The sequence below is a fragment of the Stenotrophomonas indicatrix genome (assembly GCA_041545745.1).
Taxonomy (GTDB): Bacteria; Pseudomonadota; Gammaproteobacteria; order Xanthomonadales; family Xanthomonadaceae; genus Stenotrophomonas; species Stenotrophomonas indicatrix_A.
In genome coordinates this window covers 4,417,044-4,434,346 of record CP168152.1, presented here as the reverse complement: position 1 = coordinate 4,434,346, position 17,303 = coordinate 4,417,044, and the positions used below count along the sequence as shown (strand labels likewise).

At 67.6% G+C, this 17,303-nt stretch carries 15 protein-coding genes and 1 pseudogene; 13 read left to right on the top strand and 3 right to left on the bottom strand.

The genetic code is table 11. The features are described 5' to 3' along the window. The first annotated feature begins 40 nt into the window (after positions 1-40). The 3 genes from ACEF39_RS20205 to ACEF39_RS20195 all read left to right on the top strand — a co-directional run bounded on the left by ACEF39_RS20205 (position 41) and on the right by ACEF39_RS20195 (position 4,680). The gene (locus ACEF39_RS20205) at positions 41-2,266 is read left to right on the top strand and encodes a S9 family peptidase (RefSeq protein WP_500286369.1); all 2,226 of its coding nucleotides are present in this window, start codon (positions 41-43) and stop codon (positions 2,264-2,266) included. Between the two features lie 25 nt (positions 2,267-2,291). Further along, positions 2,292-2,807 (top strand): cytochrome c oxidase assembly factor Coa1 family protein, encoded by a 516-nt coding sequence (locus ACEF39_RS20200; protein ID WP_500286368.1) that lies wholly within the window; start codon positions 2,292-2,294, stop codon positions 2,805-2,807. Positions 2,808-2,883: 76 nt separating this feature from the next. Beyond that, positions 2,884-4,680 carry a DUF885 domain-containing protein gene (locus ACEF39_RS20195; RefSeq protein ID WP_500286367.1) on the top strand — a complete coding sequence of 599 codons (1,797 nt, stop codon included), beginning with the start codon at positions 2,884-2,886 and terminating at the stop codon, positions 4,678-4,680. A gap of 82 nt (positions 4,681-4,762) precedes the next feature. Here ACEF39_RS20195 and ACEF39_RS20190 read toward each other — a convergent pair whose 3' ends face one another. Continuing rightward, positions 4,763-5,221, bottom strand: coding sequence for a hypothetical protein (locus ACEF39_RS20190; protein WP_099819834.1), 459 nt, complete (start codon positions 5,219-5,221; stop codon positions 4,763-4,765). Between the two features lie 183 nt (positions 5,222-5,404). Here ACEF39_RS20190 and ACEF39_RS20185 point away from each other — a divergent pair, with 183 nt between their 5' ends. The 4 genes from ACEF39_RS20185 to ACEF39_RS20170 all read left to right on the top strand — a co-directional run bounded on the left by ACEF39_RS20185 (position 5,405) and on the right by ACEF39_RS20170 (position 8,005). Next, on the top strand, positions 5,405-5,653 hold the full coding sequence (locus tag ACEF39_RS20185) for a hypothetical protein (protein ID WP_032952021.1): 249 nt from the start codon (positions 5,405-5,407) through the stop codon (positions 5,651-5,653). Positions 5,654-5,775: 122 nt separating this feature from the next. Then, positions 5,776-6,693, top strand: a complete 918-nt coding sequence (locus ACEF39_RS20180; RefSeq protein WP_500286366.1) for a bestrophin family protein — start codon at positions 5,776-5,778, stop codon at positions 6,691-6,693. Between the two features lie 19 nt (positions 6,694-6,712). Beyond that, positions 6,713-7,702: a porphobilinogen synthase gene (gene hemB / locus ACEF39_RS20175; protein WP_025877543.1), complete on the top strand. Its 990-nt coding sequence runs from the start codon at positions 6,713-6,715 to the stop codon at positions 7,700-7,702. Between the two features lie 33 nt (positions 7,703-7,735). Next, positions 7,736-8,005 (top strand): gas vesicle protein GvpG, encoded by a 270-nt coding sequence (locus ACEF39_RS20170; RefSeq protein ID WP_025877541.1) that lies wholly within the window; start codon positions 7,736-7,738, stop codon positions 8,003-8,005. A gap of 201 nt (positions 8,006-8,206) precedes the next feature. On the opposite strand, the gene ACEF39_RS20165 is transcribed toward ACEF39_RS20170, so the two are convergent. Continuing rightward, positions 8,207-9,070, bottom strand: coding sequence for a hypothetical protein (locus ACEF39_RS20165; protein ID WP_500286365.1), 864 nt, complete (start codon positions 9,068-9,070; stop codon positions 8,207-8,209). Positions 9,071-9,118: 48 nt separating this feature from the next. On the opposite strand from ACEF39_RS20165, the gene aroE reads away from it, so the two are divergent. The 3 genes and pseudogenes from aroE to dinG all read left to right on the top strand — a co-directional run. After that, complete coding sequence (gene aroE, locus ACEF39_RS20160) at positions 9,119-9,964, top strand: shikimate dehydrogenase (protein ID WP_500286364.1); 846 nt, start codon at positions 9,119-9,121, stop codon at positions 9,962-9,964. 3 nt (positions 9,965-9,967) lie between these two features. Beyond that, positions 9,968-10,318 (top strand): hypothetical protein, encoded by a 351-nt coding sequence (locus ACEF39_RS20155; protein WP_089237651.1) that lies wholly within the window; start codon positions 9,968-9,970, stop codon positions 10,316-10,318. Between the two features lie 197 nt (positions 10,319-10,515). Further along, positions 10,516-12,573: pseudogene (gene dinG, locus ACEF39_RS20150) on the top strand (ATP-dependent DNA helicase DinG); the annotation flags it as partial. A 48-nt stretch (positions 12,574-12,621) separates the two neighbouring features. Here dinG and ilvD read toward each other — a convergent pair. Next, on the bottom strand, positions 12,622-14,460 hold the full coding sequence (gene ilvD, locus ACEF39_RS20145) for a dihydroxy-acid dehydratase (protein ID WP_500286363.1): 1,839 nt from the start codon (positions 14,458-14,460) through the stop codon (positions 12,622-12,624). 343 nt (positions 14,461-14,803) lie between these two features. Between ilvD and ACEF39_RS20140 the strand changes: the two genes are divergently transcribed. The 3 genes from ACEF39_RS20140 to ACEF39_RS20130 are packed head-to-tail and all read left to right on the top strand — an operon-like array spanning position 14,804 to position 17,206. After that, positions 14,804-15,373 (top strand): DUF1190 domain-containing protein, encoded by a 570-nt coding sequence (locus tag ACEF39_RS20140; RefSeq protein WP_500286362.1) that lies wholly within the window; start codon positions 14,804-14,806, stop codon positions 15,371-15,373. Between the two features lie 7 nt (positions 15,374-15,380). Beyond that, complete coding sequence (locus tag ACEF39_RS20135) at positions 15,381-16,559, top strand: glutathionylspermidine synthase family protein (protein WP_500286361.1); 1,179 nt, start codon at positions 15,381-15,383, stop codon at positions 16,557-16,559. After that, positions 16,559-17,206 carry a hypothetical protein gene (locus tag ACEF39_RS20130; RefSeq protein ID WP_500286360.1) on the top strand — a complete coding sequence of 216 codons (648 nt, stop codon included), beginning with the start codon at positions 16,559-16,561 and terminating at the stop codon, positions 17,204-17,206. Before ACEF39_RS20135 ends, ACEF39_RS20130 begins: the two co-directional genes overlap by 1 nt. The last annotated feature ends 97 nt before the right edge of the window (positions 17,207-17,303 follow it).

Genomic DNA, 17,303 nt, shown 5'->3' with positions numbered 1-17,303 from the left:
CCTGCCGCGGTGACGGACCTGCCGTTTGCCGGGATCCTCCATGCGCCATCTGTTCGCCTCGCTCGCCCTCATGCTCGCCACCAGTACCGTCGCCCACGCTGAAAAACTCACCCTGGAAGCCATCACCGGCCCGCTGCCGCTGTCCGGCCCGACCCTGATGAAGCCGAAGGTGGCGCCGGATGGCTCGCGCGTGACCTTCCTGCGCGGCAAGGACAGCGACCGCAACCAGCTGGACCTGTGGAGCTACGACATCGGCAGCGGCCAGACCCGCCTGCTGGTGGATTCGAAGGTGGTGCTGCCGGGTACCGAAACCCTCAGCGATGAGGAAAAGGCCCGCCGCGAGCGCCAGCGCATCGCCGCGATGACCGGCATCGTCGACTACCAGTGGTCGCCGGACGCGCAGCGCCTGCTGTTCCCGCTGGGCGGCGAGCTGTACCTGTACGACCTCAAGCAGGAAGGCAAGGCAGCGGTGCGCCAGCTGACCCATGGCGAAGGCTTTGCGACCGATGCCAAGCTGTCGCCCAAGGGCGGCTTCGTCAGCTTCATCCGCGGCCGCAACCTGTGGGTGATCGACCTGGCCAGCGGCAGGCAGATGCAGCTGACCGGTGATGGCAGCACGACCATCGGCAACGGTATCGCCGAATTCGTCGCCGACGAGGAGATGGATCGCCATACCGGTTACTGGTGGGCACCCGACGATTCGGCCATCGCTTACGCCCGCATCGACGAAAGCCCGGTGCCGGTGCAGAAGCGCTACGAAGTCTATGCCGACCGCACCGATGTGATCGAACAGCGTTACCCGGCCGCGGGCGATGCCAACGTGCAGGTGAAGCTGGGCGTCATCTCGCCGGCGGAACAGGCGCAGACGCAGTGGATCGACCTCGGCAAGGAGCAGGATATCTACCTGGCCCGCGTCGATTGGCGCGATCCGCAGCACCTGAGTTTCCAGCGCCAATCGCGCGACCAGAAGAAGCTGGACCTGGTGGAAGTCACCCTGGCCTCGAACCAGCAGCGTGTGCTGGCCCACGAAACCAGCCCGACCTGGGTTCCGTTGCACAACAGCCTGCGTTTCCTCGACGACGGCAGCATCCTGTGGTCGTCCGAGCGCACCGGCTTCCAGCATCTGTACCGCATCGACAGCAGGGGCAAGGCCACCGCGCTGACCCACGGCAACTGGTCGGTCGATGAACTGCTGGCGGTCGATGAAAAGGCTGGCCTGGCGTACTTCCGCGCCGGCATCGAATCGGCGCGCGAAAGCCAGATCTACGCCGTGCCGCTGCAGGGCGGCCAGCCGCAGCGCCTGTCGAAGGCACCGGGCATGCACAGCGCCAGTTTCGCACGCAACGCCAGCGTGTACGTGGACAGCTGGTCCAACAACAGCACCCCGCCGCAGATCGAACTGTTCCGCGCCAATGGCGAGAAGATCGCCACCCTGGTCGAGAATGATCTGGCCGATCCCAAGCATCCGTATGCGCGCTACCGCGACGCGCAGCGCCCGGTCGAATTCGGCACGCTGACTGCCGCCGACGGCAAGACCCCGCTGAACTACAGCGTGATCAAGCCGACCGGCTTCGATCCGGCCAAGCGCTACCCGGTGGCGGTATACGTGTATGGCGGCCCGGCCAGCCAGACCGTCACCGACAGCTGGCCCGGCCGTGGCGACCATCTGTTCAACCAGTACCTGGCCCAGCAGGGCTACGTAGTGTTCTCGCTGGACAACCGCGGCACCCCGCGCCGTGGCCGTGACTTCGGCGGTGCGCTGTATGGCAAGCAGGGCACGGTGGAAGTAGCCGACCAGCTGCGTGGCGTGGCGTGGTTGAAGCAGCAGCCGTGGGTGGACCCGGCGCGCATCGGCGTGCAGGGCTGGTCCAACGGCGGCTACATGACCCTGATGCTGCTGGCCAAGGCATCGGACAGCTACGCCTGTGGTGTGGCCGGTGCACCGGTTACCGATTGGGGCCTGTACGACAGCCACTACACCGAGCGCTACATGGACCTGCCGGCGCGCAACGATGCCGGCTACCGCGAAGCACGCGTGCTGACCCACATCGAGGGCCTGCGCTCGCCGCTGCTGCTGATCCACGGCATGGCCGACGACAACGTGCTGTTCACCAATTCGACCAGCCTGATGAGCGCGCTGCAGAAGCGTGGCCAGCCGTTTGAGCTGATGACCTATCCGGGTGCCAAGCACGGTCTGTCCGGTGCCGACGCACTGCATCGCTACCGCGTTGCCGAAGCCTTCCTGGGACGTTGCCTGAAGCCTTGATCATCATCCGGGAAGGAGCCCGCCCATGACCCTGCCGCCGCCGATTCCTGCTCCCTCCGACCTGGCCTCCGGCTGGTGGTGCCGGCATTGGCGCTGGGCGATGCCGTTGGCGGTGCTGCTGTTCCTGGTCGCACTGGGCGGCGCCATCGCCTGGAGCGTGCTGCGCTGGACCGAGGCCGCGCACGACAGTGCACCGATGCGCGAGGCGATGCGTCGTGCCGGCTGCAGCGTCGAACTGGTGCAGGTGTTTGGTGAACCGCTGCAGGCCGGCACGCTGCCGCTGGGTAGCATGCAGACCGCCATCAACGGTGAGCGCGATGTCGGCCTGACCGTGGCACTGGAAGGACCGCATGCGCACGGCCGCTTGTTCGTGAAGGGCACCCGCAGCGACGACGTGTGGGATTACCCGGTGATGTACGTGCTGGCCGAAGACAAGCAGACCTTCGACCTGAGCGCGCTGGATGATGCCGAGGCGGCCGGCGAATGCGAACTGCAGGCCTGTCGCGCGCGCGGAGAGTGTGCGCTGACGGCCGCGCTGTAGAGGGCGTGACCTCCGGCCGATTGTCGACACCGCCATGAGCGCGTAGGGTGCGGGCAACCCTGTCCTGGAGTGCTCCATGAAGCCGATCGCGCTTGCCATCGCCCTGGCCCTGACCGCCGCCCCGCTGCTGTCGGCCCCACCGGCCCTGGCCGCACCGGCCGCCAAGGCCTCCACGCCGGCCAGCCCGGCCTGGGTCGCACGCAGCAACGCGCTGGCGCAGATCCTGCTGGATGCCCAGGGCCCGTTCCAGCCCGAGGAAACCGGCTTCTTCGGCGTGCCCGGCTACGACGACAAGGTTGCCGATCTCGGCCCGGACAATGACCAGCGCTACCGCGCCGCGATGGCCAAGGCCCGCGACGAACTGAAAGCCAAGCTGGCCAGCGAGAAGGATCCCAACGTCCGCCAGGACCTGGAGATCATGATCGCCGCCGCCAACCAGAATATCGAAGGCAGCGAGCTCAACCAGAAGTACCTGCTGCCGTGGCGCGATGCGCCGCAGAGCGTGTTCAGCGGCCTCAACCTGCTGCTGTCCGACCAGGTACCGGCCGAGCGCCGGGCCAAGGCGGTCGATCGCCTCAAGGCATACGCGGGCCTGCAGCCGGGTGGCACCGCGTTCACTACGCTGGCCCGTCAGCGCTACGAAGAGCGCCTGAAGGACAGCACGCTGCTGCAGCCGACGAAGATCGAAGTGCAGCAGTCGCTGGACAACGTCGAGACCTATATCACCGGTATCGAGTCGCTGCTGAAGAAGTACCAGGTCGCCGGTGCCGACGAGGCGATGAAGGCGCTCGCCGCACAGATGAAGGACTACGCCGCATGGACCCGCAAGGAGGTGCTGCCGAAGGCACGTGCCGATGCGCGCCTGCCGGCCCCGCTGTACGCCTATCAGCTCAAGCAGGTCGGCATCGACATCGACCCGAAGCTGCTGATGCAGCGCGCGCAGCTGGAGTTCATGGAAACGCGCTCGGCGATGCGCCAGCTGGCACCGCTGGTGGCGAAAGAGAAGGGCCTGAAGGTCAGCGATCCGAGCGACCCGGTGGCGGTGATCCGCGCGCTGAAGGGCGAGAAGATCGCCGATGACCAGCTTGAGGGCCATTACCGCAAGGTGATCGATGCCATCGATCCGCTGATCCGCGAACACCGCATCGTCGATGTGCCGCAGCGTGCGATGCAGATGCGCCTGGGCTCGGCCGCCGAAAGCGCTGCCAGCCCGGCACCGCACTTCCTGCCCGCGCCGCTGGTCAACAACACCGGGCAGCAGGGCACGTTCGTGCTGCCGCTGGGCAACCCTGCAGCCGGTGCGGGCGCGCAGTACGACGACTTCAACTTCGGTTCGGCGGCTTGGACGCTGAGCGCGCATGAAGGCCGCCCGGGCCACGAACTGCAGTTCACCGCGATGGTCGAGCGCGGCGTGTCGCTGGCGCGCACGATGTTCGCGTTCAATTCGGTGAACGTGGAAGGCTGGGCGCTGTACGCCGAAGCGGAGATGGTGCCGTACGAGCCGCTGGACGGGCAGATGATCGCGCTGCAGTTCCGCCTGCTGCGTGCCGCCCGCGCGATGCTGGACCCGATGCTCAACCTCGGCCTGACCGACCGTGCCAACGGCGAGCGCGTGCTGATCGAGCAGGTGGGTCTGTCCAAGGCGATGGCCACCCAGGAACTGGACCGCTACATGGTGCGCATGCCGGGCCAGGCGGGCAGCTACTTCTACGGCTACACCCGCATCCTCGAACTGCGCATGCAGACCGAGCTGGCACTGGGCGCGAAGTTCGACCGCCTGGCGTTCAACAACTTCCTGCTCGACCAGGGCCTGTTGCCGCCGGACCAGCTGGCTGAAGCGGTGCAGCAGCAGTTCGTGCCGAAGTACCGGTAGCGCCGGGCCACGCCCGGCGAGCGCAGCGGAAGGGAAGAGACGCCGGGCATGGCCCGGCGCTACCTGCGGTGATCCGTGTGGGTCACCGCTGCGGGGTGATCGTCTGCGTCGGCAGGCGTGCCGGCGGCGCCGGATTCGGTACCCAGATCGCCACGCCGGCCGCGCGTTTCTGCGTGGTCGGTATGCCGATGCCCACGCCACCGCCCACGTGTGAACCGTAACTGCCGGCACCCACCGACATGCCGACCGGTGAGCCACTGCTGCCTACGCCCATCAGGATCACGCCGTTGGCACCGAGCGCAGCGGCTTCGCGCTTCAGGCGAGCCACGGCAGCATCGGTCTGGCCCTGCGTACCGAAGCCCACCGCCGAAGACGACTCCAGCTGGGCAATTTCCTGCGAACCGGCGGGCGGCGTCGAATAGATCTGCACCTGGGCCGGATCGATCGGCGCGCGGGCGCGGCCCAGCATGACCTTGGAGGTGCTGGCGCAACCGGCGACGGTCAGCAGCATGGCCGCCAAGGCGACCCAACGGATGTTCATGGCGTATACCCCTGTAGGACTGGTTCGGATCATCAGCCGGGCACTCTGAATCGGCGCCAACATCGCTGCTCGACCCACGGCCGCACGCTAGCACGGTGCCGGTGAGGTTGACGCCAACGGCGGTAGGCGGCGCTGCCGGGAACGGCTATGGTTGGGAGCAAGAACAAACCACGGGAGCGCGCTATGGGTGTGATCAGTCTGTTGTGGGGCGTACTGGCACTGCTGTGGATGATCCTGGCGCTGATACCGCTGCTGGGTTGGGGTAACTGGTTCCTGATCCCGTTCGCCGCGGTCGGCGCGATCATCGCCGCGCTCGGCATCCTGTTCACCCACCCCAGCAAGCGCGGCCGGGCCTGGACCGGGCTGATCCTGAACGGCATCGTGGTGGTGGTCGGCATCCTGCGCCTGGGGCTGGGCGGCGGCGTCATCTGAGCCGGCCGGGCCGGTGCGACCGGGCGTCGCAGGGGCACGGCCGCTGGCCGGGCAGGGAGTAGAATGGGCGGCTGCGCGAGCCCCCCGCGCGCCTGTTGAACTGCGCCCGCGCGGCTGCTCCCATGATCATTCGTTCCCGTCCCCACGGCTGGCAACTGCTGTACATCCTGCGTGGCTCCATCGTTCCGGCGATCGCGCCGAAGGTGCTGGCCATTCTCATCCTGTCCATCGCGGTCGCCGCGGTGGTGGAACTGGCGCCGCCGATCGGCATCGAGCGCGTCTCGGTCACCCCGTTCACCCTGCTCGGCCTGGTCCTGTCGATCTTCCTCAGCTTCCGCAACAGCGCCTGCTACGACCGCTGGTGGGAGGGCCGCAAGCTGTGGGGCCAGCTGGTGTTCGAATCGCGCTCGCTGGCGCGGCAGGTACAGGTGCTGCTGGCCGACGACGCACCGCGCCGCCAGCGCATCGGTTACCTGACCACCGCCTTCGCCCATGCATTGGCCGCGCGCCTGCGCGCCCGCGACGTCGCGGTGGTGGCGGTGCCATGGCTGGACGAGGAGCAGCGCGGGCAGCTCGCCCAGCGCGGGAACGTGCCCGATGCGTTGCTGGCGATGATCGCCGCCGAACTGGCCCAGGCCCGTCGCGAAGGCGCGCTCGATTCCATCCTCTACGTCCAGCTGGAAGAGCGCCTGCACGCGATGTCCTCGATCCAGGCTGGCTGCGAACGCATCCTGACCACCCCGCTGCCGTTCGCCTACACCCTGCTGCTGCACCGCTGCGCGTGGATGTTCTGCGTACTGCTGCCGTTCGGCCTGGCCAGCTCGCTGGGCTGGGCCACGCCGGTGCTGTCGGCGGTGCTGGCCTATGCCTTCTTCGGCCTGGACCAGCTGGGTGAAGAAATGGAAGACCCGTTCGGCCTGGAGCCGAACGACCTGCCGCTGGACGCGCTGGTGCGCACCATCGAGATCGACCAGCTCGACGCCCTCGGCGAACGCCCGTTGCCCACACCCCTGCTGCCGCAGGGCTACCTGTTGCAATAGCCACTCCCCGGAGCCTGCCATGCCTCATCCCCATTACCGCCCGCGGCGCATGCGCCATGACGAATTCTCGCGCCGCCTGATGCGCGAGAACACGCTGACCACCGACGACCTGATCTATCCGGTGTTCGTGCACGAACCGGCCGGCCGCGTCGCGGTGCCGTCGATGCCGGGCGTGGAGCGATTGTCGATCGAAGAACTGCTGAAGGTGGCCGAGGAAGCGCTGGAACTGGGCATCCCGGTGATCGACCTGTTCCCGGTGCTGGATGCCTCGCAGAAGTCGCTGGACGCCTCGGCGGCGTGGGCCGAGGACGGCCTGGCGCAGCGTGCGATCCGCGCGCTGAAGTCGCGCTTCCCGGAGCTGGGGGTGATGACCGACGTGGCCCTGGATCCGTACACCACGCACGGCCAGGACGGCATCATCGATGACAAGGGCTACGTGCTCAACGACATCACCGTCGAAGCACTGGTCAAGCAGTCGCTGTCGCACGCCGAAGCGGGCGCGGACATCATTTCACCGTCGGACATGATGGACGGCCGTATCGGTGCGATCCGTCGTGCGCTCGATGCCGACCACCATCTCAACGTGCGCATCATGGCCTACTCGGCCAAGTACGCTTCGGCGTTCTACGGCCCGTTCCGTGACGCGGTGGGCAGCGCGGCCAGCCTCGGCAAGGCCGACAAGAAGACCTACCAGATGGATCCGGCCAACGGTGACGAGGCGATGCGCGAGATCGCGCTGGACCTGGAGGAGGGCGCGGACATGGTGATGGTCAAGCCGGGCATGCCGTACCTGGACCTGGTGCGGCGGGTGAAGGAGACCTTCGGGGTGCCGACCTTCGCCTACCAGGTCAGCGGCGAGTACGCGATGATGAAGGCGGCGTTCGCCAACGGCTGGCTGGACGAACGCGCCTGTGTGCTGGAATCGCTGCTGGGCTTCAAGCGTGCCGGCGCCGATGGCGTGCTGACCTATTTCGCGCCGCAGGTGGCGCGTTGGCTGCGCGAGCGCTGACAATAGCGCCCACGACGGACGGAGGAACACGCGATGGGACCTGAAATGGGTTGGATGCAATGGTTGATCTGGGGCACCGGTACGCTGGTGTTCGGGGCCATCATCGTCGGCGTGTTCGTCGCTGCCTGGCGTGCCGCACGACGGCCGCCCGAGCAGCTCTCCGCTGCGGCCCGGGTTGCCCGCGAGCAGGCCGTGCCGGAGAGCGTGCAGGCCGAACTGGCCGCGCTGAACCGGCGCAAGGACAACGGCCAGCTCAGCGAAGCGGAATACGAGCAGCAGCGCGCGAAGGTGCTGTCGCGCTGATCTGATGTTCTGGTAGTCGCCAACCTTGGTTGGCGCTCAGGGGGCCGACCAAGGTCGGCACCTACCGGAGGGGGCGATCGGCACCCACCGAACCATCATCCACGCATGGCGTGGATCTACTGGTGGGGCCAACCCTGGTTGGCGGTCCGGAGCGGGGGGCGGTCGGCGCCCTCCAAACGATCATCCACGCATGGCGTGGATCTACCGCACGCACCCCGGCTCTGCCACCACCTTCGGCACCGCCAGCCGGTACACATCCACGCCACCCGCCCGTGGCGACTTCGCCGCACTACTGGCCACCATCATTTCGCCCGGCTTGGCGTTGTCGACCACCGGCGTGCCGGTCCAGCCGCTTTCCTGATTGAACGACAACCCCAACGGCTGCAGGCCAGCGCCCGTCCATGCGCAGCCACTGGTCCAGACCTGCGCAGTGCCACCGCTGCCACGGCTGAAGGCCACCGCGCCAGCACTGCCCAGCCAGTCGCCATCGGTTTCATCGGCAGCGCTGTTCAATGCCTGCAAGGCCGACGCCGGCCCGCGCATGCCCTGCGCGTCCAGCGTGGCCACAAACAGATCCCAGCCGGCACCACGGCCCTGCTGGCGGGCAAACAGCAGCAGCCGCCCGTCCGCGCTCAATGCCGGGCCGCGCTCTTCATGGCGCCCGCCATCGCCAGCCAACAATTGCGGCGTCCCCACGCTGCCATCGGCGGCGATCGCCGTCCGGTACAGCCCCGACCGGCCCTCGCGACCTGCGGCGAACAGCAGCCAGCGGCCGTCGCGGCTGAAATACGGATCGCGCACCTCGCCGGACACCGCCAGCGGCAAGGCCTGCGCCTGCTGCCAGCGGCCATCGACCACGCGCGCCTGCCACAGCCCCCAGCCGGCCTCGCCACGGCGGGCGAAGACGATGCGCTGGCCATCGGCGCTGATCGTGGCCCGGCCTTCATCGGCACGGGTGGAGACCACGCCCATGCCCTCGATGCCGTACTCGTTCAACGCCATCGCCACCGGGGCAGAGAGTAGACTGGCGGCGAGCACCAGCAGGGTCGGGGCGATACGCATCATCCAGGTCCATGCACGAAAGAGCACCAGTCTAGCCAGCTTGAGGATTCCATGACCGATCGTTACGCCGTCTTCGGACACCCCGTCGCCCACTCGAAGTCGCCGCAGATCCATGCGGCGTTCGGTCGCCAGGAAGGCATCTCCCTCGACTACCGCAGCATCGATCTCGCCCCGGACGCATTCCTGGCCGGGCTGGAGGCGTTCGCCTCCGAGGGCGGTGTCGGTGCCAACGTCACCTCACCGCACAAGGAAGCGGCGTTCTCCGTGTGCACCACGCTGACCGCACGCGCGCGCCGCGCCGGCTCGGTCAACACCCTGCTGCGCAAGGGCGACCGCTGGCACGGTGACACCACCGATGGCATCGGTCTGGTGCGCGACCTCACCGACCGCCACAGCCTGGACCTGCGCGGCCGCCGCGTGCTGCTGCTGGGCGCCGGTGGTTCGGCGCGCAGCGTCGCGCCAGCGCTGCTGGATGCCGGCATCACCGAACTGGTGGTGGTCAACCGCACGCCGGAACGCGCCGACGAACTGATCGATGCCATGGGCGAGCCGGGCCGCGCGCTCAGCCGCTACTGGGACGATCTGCGCGACCTCGGTGATTTCGAGCTGATCCTCAACGCCACCTCGGCCGGGCGCGATCGCGACGCCGAGTTCAAGCTGCCGCTGTCGCTGGTCAATTCGATGACCACGGCGGTCGACCTGAACTACGGCGAGGCCGCCATCGCCTTCCTGGCCTGGGCGCGCGCCGCGCAGTGCCGCAACACGGTCGATGGCCTGGGCATGCTGGTCGAGCAGGCGGCCGAGAGCTTCCTGCAGTGGCATGCCGTACGCCCCCAGACTGACGAGGTCTACCAGCAGCTGCGTGCTGGCGCCGGTGCCTTCACAGGGCAGGACTGATCGATGGATACCCAGGCTCTGATGGTCTCCCTGCTGACCATGGTCGGCGTGCGCCTGCCGGTGCTGATTGCCCTGTGCGTCGGCCTGGTCTGGGTGATGGGCGCGCCGCGCGATCCGGCACGTACCGGCGCGCTGACCGGCCTGCTGCTGTTGCTGGCGTCCAGCATGGGCAGCCTGCTGGCCAACCTGGTGCCGATGTGGATGGTCAGCAACGGCGACTTCGGCGCGATCTCGCAGTTGAGCACCGTGCTGGGCGTGGTGCACTTCGGCCTGGCGATGCTGGATGCCGTCGGCACTGTCCTGCTGGTCTGGGCACTGGTACGGTTGCTGCGGCGGCGCGCCGCGACGCCCTGACTCCGATGGCGGCCTTGGCCGCGTCGGTAGTGTTGCGGGGCGCGCATCCAGCCATGGTGCGACGCTGCTGACCCTGTTCAGCGCCCGCGCATCGGAGCCCGTGGCCGGCCATGCGACAATGGCCGGCCTGACCCCGCTACGGTAGTTCTGGCGTGACCGAAACCGTCGCCGCTCCACGCAAGCTCGATGACACCTTGAAGGACGCGATCCGCAAGGCGTACACGACGCTGCAGGCCAATACCCCCGGCTTCTCCACCCGCCGCTCGCAGAGCCAGATGATCGGCGTGGTGTCGCGTGCGCTGTCCACCAGCGGTGGCGTGGGCGTGGTCGAGGCGCCGACCGGCGTTGGCAAGAGCCTGGGCTACCTGACCGCCGGCGTGCCGATTGCCCTGGCCAGCAAGAAGAAGCTGGTGATCAGCACCGGTACCGTGGCGCTGCAGTCGCAGCTGGTCGAGCGCGATATCCCGAACTTCCTCAAGGCAACCGGCCTGGAGGCGACCATCGCACTGGCCAAGGGCCGTACCCGCTACCTGTGCACGCGCAACGCCGCCGAAGCGCATGGCGAGGGCGCGCAGAACGGCATGTTCGACGACGAGCAGCCGCTGTTCGACCGCCCGCTGGCGCCGATCGAGATGGACATCGCCAAGCGCCTCACCGTGGCCTTCAGCAACGGCAGCTGGGACGGCGACATCGACAACGCACCGGAAACCATCAGCCCCGGCCTGCGCGGGCGCATCACCACGCCGGCCTCGGGCTGTGCGGGGCGACGCTGTGCGTACTCGGCGCAGTGCGCGGTGCTGCGTTCGCGCAACACCGTGCGTGATGCGCAGATCGTGGTCACCAACCACGCGCTGCTGCTGTCGGCGCTGTCCATTGGTGACAGCGACAACGGCCAGCCGATGATCGCCGCGCCGTCGGACATGCTGCTGGTACTCGACGAAGGCCACCACGTTGGCAACGTGGCCATCGACCAGGGCGCGGCCAGCCTGGCATTGGATGAAATGGCCAAGCGCACCGGCCGCCTGCAGATCCTGATCGCCGGTGCCTACCGTGCGGTCGACAAGGATCGTCTGGGCAACCTGCTGCCGAACGAAGCCATCGACGCGGCCAGCAACGTGGCCAAGGGCCTGCGCATGTTCCGCGACCACGTGGAAGCGGTGTGGATGCCGGCGCCGGCCGACGAGGAGCCGATGTGGCGCGCCGCCAACGGGCGCCTGCCCGAGGCCTGGCGCGAACCGATCGAGGCGCTGGCCGACGATACCCGCAGCCTCTACAACTGGGCGCACGCGGCCACCGCGCAGGTCGCCAAGGGCAAGCCGGACGATCCGGCACGCGAGCGCCTGCAGCGCAACTTGGGCATGGCGCTGGAGATGATCGAGCAGCAGTACAACCTGTGGCAGGTCTGGCGCCGCGAGGACAAGGAAGGCGCGCCGCCGATGGCGCGCTGGGTGACCGCCACCCGCGACGGCGACCTGGTGCTGCATGGCTCGCCGGTGTCGGCCGCGCACGTGCTGCGCAAGCTGCTGTGGGATGAAGTGGATTCAGTGGTGCTGACCTCGGCGACGCTGACCGGCGGCGGCGATTTCCAGGCGCTGGCGATCGACAACGGCATTCCTGAAACCGCCGAGATGGTCTCGCTGTCTTCCCCGTTTGATCTACCCAACCAGGCCGAGCTGATCGTGCCGCCGTTCCCGGTCACGCCCGATGACCGCGAAGGCCATCCGCGTGAAGTGGCGCGCTACATCGGCAAGGAACTGGATTGGACGAAGGGCTCGATGGTGCTGTTCACCTCGCGCTGGAAGATGGAGAAGGTGGCGGGCCTGATGCCGGCCGCCAAGCGCAAGCAGGTGCTGGTGCAGGGCGAGATGTCGAAGACGCGCATGATCGACGAACACCTGCGCCGGGTGGCTGCCGGCGAGGGCTCGGTGCTGTTCGGGCTGAACTCGTTCGGCGAAGGCCTGGATCTTCCCGGTGAGGCCTGCACCACGGTGGTGATCACCCAGGTACCGTTCGCGGTGCCGACCGATCCGCAGACCGCCACGCTGAGCGAGTGGGTGGAAGCACGTGGCCTCAATGCGTTCAACCTGATCGCGATTCCGCATGCGTTGCGCACGCTGACCCAGTTCGCCGGCCGCCTGATCCGCACCTCCACCGACACCGGGCGCGTGATCATCCTCGACTCGCGGCTGCTGACCCGTCGTTACGGCAAGCGCATCATCGACGCGCTGCCGCCGTTCAAGCGCACCATCGGCTGAGGGCGGGGTCGGATCCCTTCCACAGGAAGGGCTCTGACCCCATGCATCTCAATCACCGAGCAGGGCGGTGTTGCGCACGGCGCCCTTGTCGGCGCTGGTGGCCAGCAAGGCGTAGGCCTTCAGCGCGCTGGTGACCTTGCGCGGGCGCGGTGCACGCGGTTTCCAGCCACGTGCATCGGCGTCGGCGCGGCGTTTTGCCAGCGTGGCGTCGTCCAGCAGCAGATCGATGCGGCGCGCCGGGATGTCGATGCGGATGCGATCGCCATCTTCCACCAGTCCGATCACACCGCCGCTGGCCGCTTCCGGCGAGACATGGCCGATCGACAGGCCCGAGGTGCCACCGGAGAAACGACCATCGGTCAGCAGCGCACACTGCTTGCCCAGCCCCTTCGACTTCAGGTAGCTGGTCGGGTACAGCATTTCCTGCATGCCCGGGCCGCCCTTCGGGCCTTCATAGCGGATCACCACTACGTCGCCGGGCTTCACTTCATCGGCGAGGATGCCGGCTACCGCCGCGTCCTGGCTTTCGAACACGCGCGCATTGCCTTCGAACACGTGGATCGATTCGTCCACGCCGGCGGTCTTCACCACGCAGCCGTCGACGGCGAGGTTGCCGCGCAGCACGGCGAGCCCGCCTTCCTGCGAATAGGCATGCTGCAGCGCACGGATGCAGCCCTCGGCGCGGTCAACATCCAGCGACGGCCAGCGTGTGGCCTGGCTGAAGGCTTCCTGGGTGGGAATGCCGGCGGGACCGGCCTTGAAGAAGGTGTGCAGGGTGTCGTTGTCGCTGCGCATCACGTCCCAGCGATCCAGTGCTTCACCGAGCGTGCTGCTGTGCACGGTAGGCACGGACGTATCCAGCAACCCGGCGCGGTCCAGCTCACCGAGGATGCCGAACACACCACCAGCGCGATGCACATCTTCGACGTGGTACTTGGGTGAGTTCGGCGCCACCTTGCACAGCTGTGGCACGCGCCGCGACAGTGCATCGATGTGGGACAGGTCGAAGTCGACCTCCGCTTCCTGCGCGGCAGCCAGCAGGTGCAGGATGGTATTGGTGGAGCCGCCCATGGCGATGTCCAGGGTCATCGCGTTGGCGAACGCGGCCTGGGTGGCTATGCCACGCGGCAGTGCACGCGGATCCTCGCCGCCATACCAGCGATGGCACAGCTCGACGATCAGGCGGCCAGCACGGCGGAACAGCGCTTCGCGGTCGGCATGCGTGGCCAGGGTGGTGCCGTTGCCGGGCAGCGACAGGCCCAGGGCTTCGGTCAGGCAGTTCATCGAGTTGGCGGTGAACATGCCCGAGCACGAGCCACAGGTGGGGCAGGCGCTGCGCTCGTACTCGGCAACCTTCTCATCCGAGGCGCTGTCATCGGCGGCGACGACCATTGCATCAACCAGATCCAGCTTGTGCTCGGACAGCTTGGTCTTGCCGGCTTCCATCGGGCCGCCGGAAACGAACACCACCGGAATGTCCAGGCGCAGCGCGGCCATCAGCATGCCGGGGGTGATCTTGTCGCAGTTGCTGATGCAGACCAGCGCGTCGGCGCAGTGCGCGTTGACCATGTACTCCACCGAGTCGGCGATGATCTCGCGGCTGGGCAGCGAGTACAGCATGCCGTCGTGGCCCATGGCGATGCCGTCATCCACGGCGATCGTGTTGAATTCCTTGGCGACGCCGCCGACCTGCTCGATCTCGCGCGCGACCAGCTGGCCAAGGTCCTTCAGGTGCACGTGGCCGGGCACGAACTGGGTGAAGGAGTTGGCGATGGCGATGATCGGCTTGTGGAAGTCGCCATCCTTCATGCCGGTGGCACGCCACAGGGCGCGGGCGCCGGCCATGTTGCGGCCGGCAGTGGAGGTGCGGGAGCGGTATTCAGGCATGGCTGGCGGAACGGGCGGGCCGTACGACGTTGGGGGGCGGTTGATGATGGCGGAGATTTTCGGTTGCTGCTGCAACCACCTGCGCCGCTTGCAGCGGCTGGGTGGTCCGCGCATTCCACCTTATCCCCGCGCCGTTGGCGCGCCCCCTTGAACAACAAGGGGGCTCCTGCCCGGACGATGGGCTGCACAGACCAGGCACCCGGTAGATCCACGCCATGCGTGGATGGCGCGGCATGTGGGCGACGAAAATGAAATTTCGTTCATCTTTCCCACTTTGCCGATTCCGGTTGTTGGCCTGGATTTGGCATGATGGGGCATTGTTCCGACTTGAAGGCATGAGGCCATGAAACGTTCCCGCACCACCGCGCTGCTGCTGATGAGCGCTGCGCCGCTGCTGTTCACTGCCTGCCAGAAGGAAGAGCAGGTGCAGGTGCAGGAAGGCCTGTATACCTCGGTGGAGGCCTGCACCACGGCCACCGCTGATCCTTCGGCGTGTCGCAATGCATTTGCCGAGGCGCAGAAGAAGTCCGCCGATGCAGCGCCGAAGTACGCGACCAAGGAAGCCTGCCAACAGGACTACAAGCCTGAGCAGTGCGTGCAGCAGCACACCTCGGCCGGTACCTCGTTCATCGGCCCGATGATGATGGGCTTCTTCATGTCGCAGATGCTGAGCAACCGCGGTGGCCTGGCCCCGCAGGCACCCGCTTCGGCGCCGGCCTACCAGGACAAGAGCGCCGGTTGGGCGCGTCCTGCCCCGGGTGGCAGTGGCGGCCTGAACACCGCCAGCGGCATCGGCGCGGGCAAAGCTGGGCTGACCCCGGTCAGCAGCGAACCGAACCGTGCGGTGACTGCCAGCCGCAGCGGCTTCGGCAGCACCAGTGCGCGCCGCAGCGGCAGCAGCGTGGGCGGCTGATCGACCCATGCAACGTATCCGTATTGCCGAGCGCGCCCAGTGGCGCGCGCGCGCGGAGGAAGCCGGTTTCCGCTTCCACACCATCGACGGCCAGCCATACTGGGATGAAAGCGCGTATTACGCGTTCACCCTGCGCCAGATCGAACAGGACATCGAAGACCCCAGCGCCGAACTGCACCAGATGGCGATGGATCTGGTCGGCGACGTCATTGCCAGCGAGCGCCTGATGGACCAGCTGGCGATCCCCGCGCATTACCGCGACTGGATCGCCGACAGCTGGCGCCAGCGCCAGCCGCACCTGTACGGGCGCCTGGACCTGGCCTACGACGGCACCGGCCCGGCCAAGCTGTACGAACTGAACTACGACACGCCGACCTCGCTGTTCGAGGCCAGCTTCTTCCAGTGGCAGTGGCTGGAGGACCAGCGCAACGCCGGCCGCCTGCCGCAGCATGCCGACCAGTTCAACGCGATCCATGAAGCCCTGGTCGAACGCTTCGGCGAACTGGCCACGCAGCTGCCGCCGCCGCTGTATTTCAGTGCGGTGGGCAGCTCGGACGAAGACCGCGGTACGGTCGAGTATCTGCGCGACTGCGCTTCGCAGACGGGCCTGCATGGGCAGGCCATCGCCATCGAGGACATCGGCCTTTCCGAAGACGGGCGCTTCACCGCGCTGGACGATACGGTGATCGGCACGCTGTTCAAGCTGTACCCGCTGGAAGACCTGATGGCCGAGGAATTCGGCCGCGCGCTGCCGGGCTCGGGCGTGCAGCTGCTGGAGCCGGCATGGAAGGCGGTGCTGAGCAACAAGGGCATCCTGCCGCTGCTGTGGCAGCGCAATGTCGGCCATCCGAACCTGCTGGAAGCACATTTCGATGACGGCAGCGCGCTGGCCTCGGGCTGGGTGCGCAAGCCGCTGTTCTCGCGCGAAGGTGCCAACATCGAGATGCACCTGGCCGACGGCAGCACGCAGCGCAGCGACGGTCCGTACGACGGTCCGTCGATCCTCCAGCGTGCGCATCCGCTCACCCGCTTCGAAGGCGGTTACCCGCTGATCGGCAGCTGGGTGATCGGTGACCATGCCTGCGGCATCGGCATCCGCGAGGACGACAGCGCGATCACCCGCGACAGTGCGCGTTTCGTGCCGCACGCGATCATCGACGAAGCGCCGACGCGGATCTACGTCTGATGGCGGTGCGGCGCCCGCCCGGTCGGCGCGGGCGTCCTGCTCCCGTGCCGGGCCGTCATTTCGACGATGGTCGCGGCCTGAATGCGTTCGCCGACCGCATCGCGGTGCGTTGCCACCGCTGCGATACGCCGGGCTGGGTGCTGGCGAGCTGGCAACCCTACCGTTGGACGGCGCGTTTCCGCTGCACCGGCTGCAGCGTTGCGCTGGACAGTGGTGACTGGGTGGGCGCGGTGTGCATGCAGGGGCGTCGGCCGTGCGGGTACTGTGGGCACCAATGGCTGTACGTGCATCGCCGAATCGCGTCGGGTGTTCGTTCGCCTGCCACCTTTCCAGTGCGATGTGGGCAATGTGGGCGCAGCAGCGATGTCGACGTGTCGGCCACCCCGCTGCGCGATGCCGAGCCGGCTGATCCGCACTTCGGCCTACCGCTGCATCTGGTTGAGCCGACCCGCGCAGGTCTGCTTTGGGCCTACAACGCCGAGCATCTGCAGGCGCTTCATGAGTACGCCGTCGCGACACTGCGTGAAACCAAAGGGCATCATCGCTCGATGTTCTCGCGGCTGCCGCAGTGGATGAAATTGGCGCGGCATCGCGTGCTGCTGCAGCGCGCGCTGGAGCGGTTGCAGAAGCGCTTGCTGCAGGGGTAGTGCCGACCTTGGTCGGCGCCGTTGATGGTGTGCCAACCAAGGTTGGCATCTACCAAGGCGGAGCGTCGAGCGCCGGGCCATGCCGGACGGTTGTGGT

Excerpts from the sequence above, each read along its gene's own strand:
- ACEF39_RS20205 (WP_500286369.1), top strand. The coding sequence starts at position 41 with ATGCGCCATCTGTTCGCCTCGCTCGCCCTCATGCTCGCCACCAGTACC.
- ACEF39_RS20200 (WP_500286368.1), top strand. The coding sequence starts at position 2,292 with ATGACCCTGCCGCCGCCGATTCCTGCTCCCTCCGACCTGGCCTCCGGC.
- ACEF39_RS20195 (WP_500286367.1), top strand. The coding sequence starts at position 2,884 with ATGAAGCCGATCGCGCTTGCCATCGCCCTGGCCCTGACCGCCGCCCCG.
- ACEF39_RS20190 (WP_099819834.1), bottom strand. The coding sequence starts at position 5,221 with ATGAACATCCGTTGGGTCGCCTTGGCGGCCATGCTGCTGACCGTCGCC.
- ACEF39_RS20185 (WP_032952021.1), top strand. The coding sequence starts at position 5,405 with ATGGGTGTGATCAGTCTGTTGTGGGGCGTACTGGCACTGCTGTGGATG.
- ACEF39_RS20180 (WP_500286366.1), top strand. The coding sequence starts at position 5,776 with ATGATCATTCGTTCCCGTCCCCACGGCTGGCAACTGCTGTACATCCTG.
- hemB (WP_025877543.1), top strand. The coding sequence starts at position 6,713 with ATGCCTCATCCCCATTACCGCCCGCGGCGCATGCGCCATGACGAATTC.
- ACEF39_RS20170 (WP_025877541.1), top strand. The coding sequence starts at position 7,736 with ATGGGACCTGAAATGGGTTGGATGCAATGGTTGATCTGGGGCACCGGT.
- ACEF39_RS20165 (WP_500286365.1), bottom strand. The coding sequence starts at position 9,070 with ATGATGCGTATCGCCCCGACCCTGCTGGTGCTCGCCGCCAGTCTACTC.
- aroE (WP_500286364.1), top strand. The coding sequence starts at position 9,119 with ATGACCGATCGTTACGCCGTCTTCGGACACCCCGTCGCCCACTCGAAG.
- ACEF39_RS20155 (WP_089237651.1), top strand. The coding sequence starts at position 9,968 with ATGGATACCCAGGCTCTGATGGTCTCCCTGCTGACCATGGTCGGCGTG.
- ilvD (WP_500286363.1), bottom strand. The coding sequence starts at position 14,460 with ATGCCTGAATACCGCTCCCGCACCTCCACTGCCGGCCGCAACATGGCC.
- ACEF39_RS20140 (WP_500286362.1), top strand. The coding sequence starts at position 14,804 with ATGAAACGTTCCCGCACCACCGCGCTGCTGCTGATGAGCGCTGCGCCG.
- ACEF39_RS20135 (WP_500286361.1), top strand. The coding sequence starts at position 15,381 with ATGCAACGTATCCGTATTGCCGAGCGCGCCCAGTGGCGCGCGCGCGCG.
- ACEF39_RS20130 (WP_500286360.1), top strand. The coding sequence starts at position 16,559 with ATGGCGGTGCGGCGCCCGCCCGGTCGGCGCGGGCGTCCTGCTCCCGTG.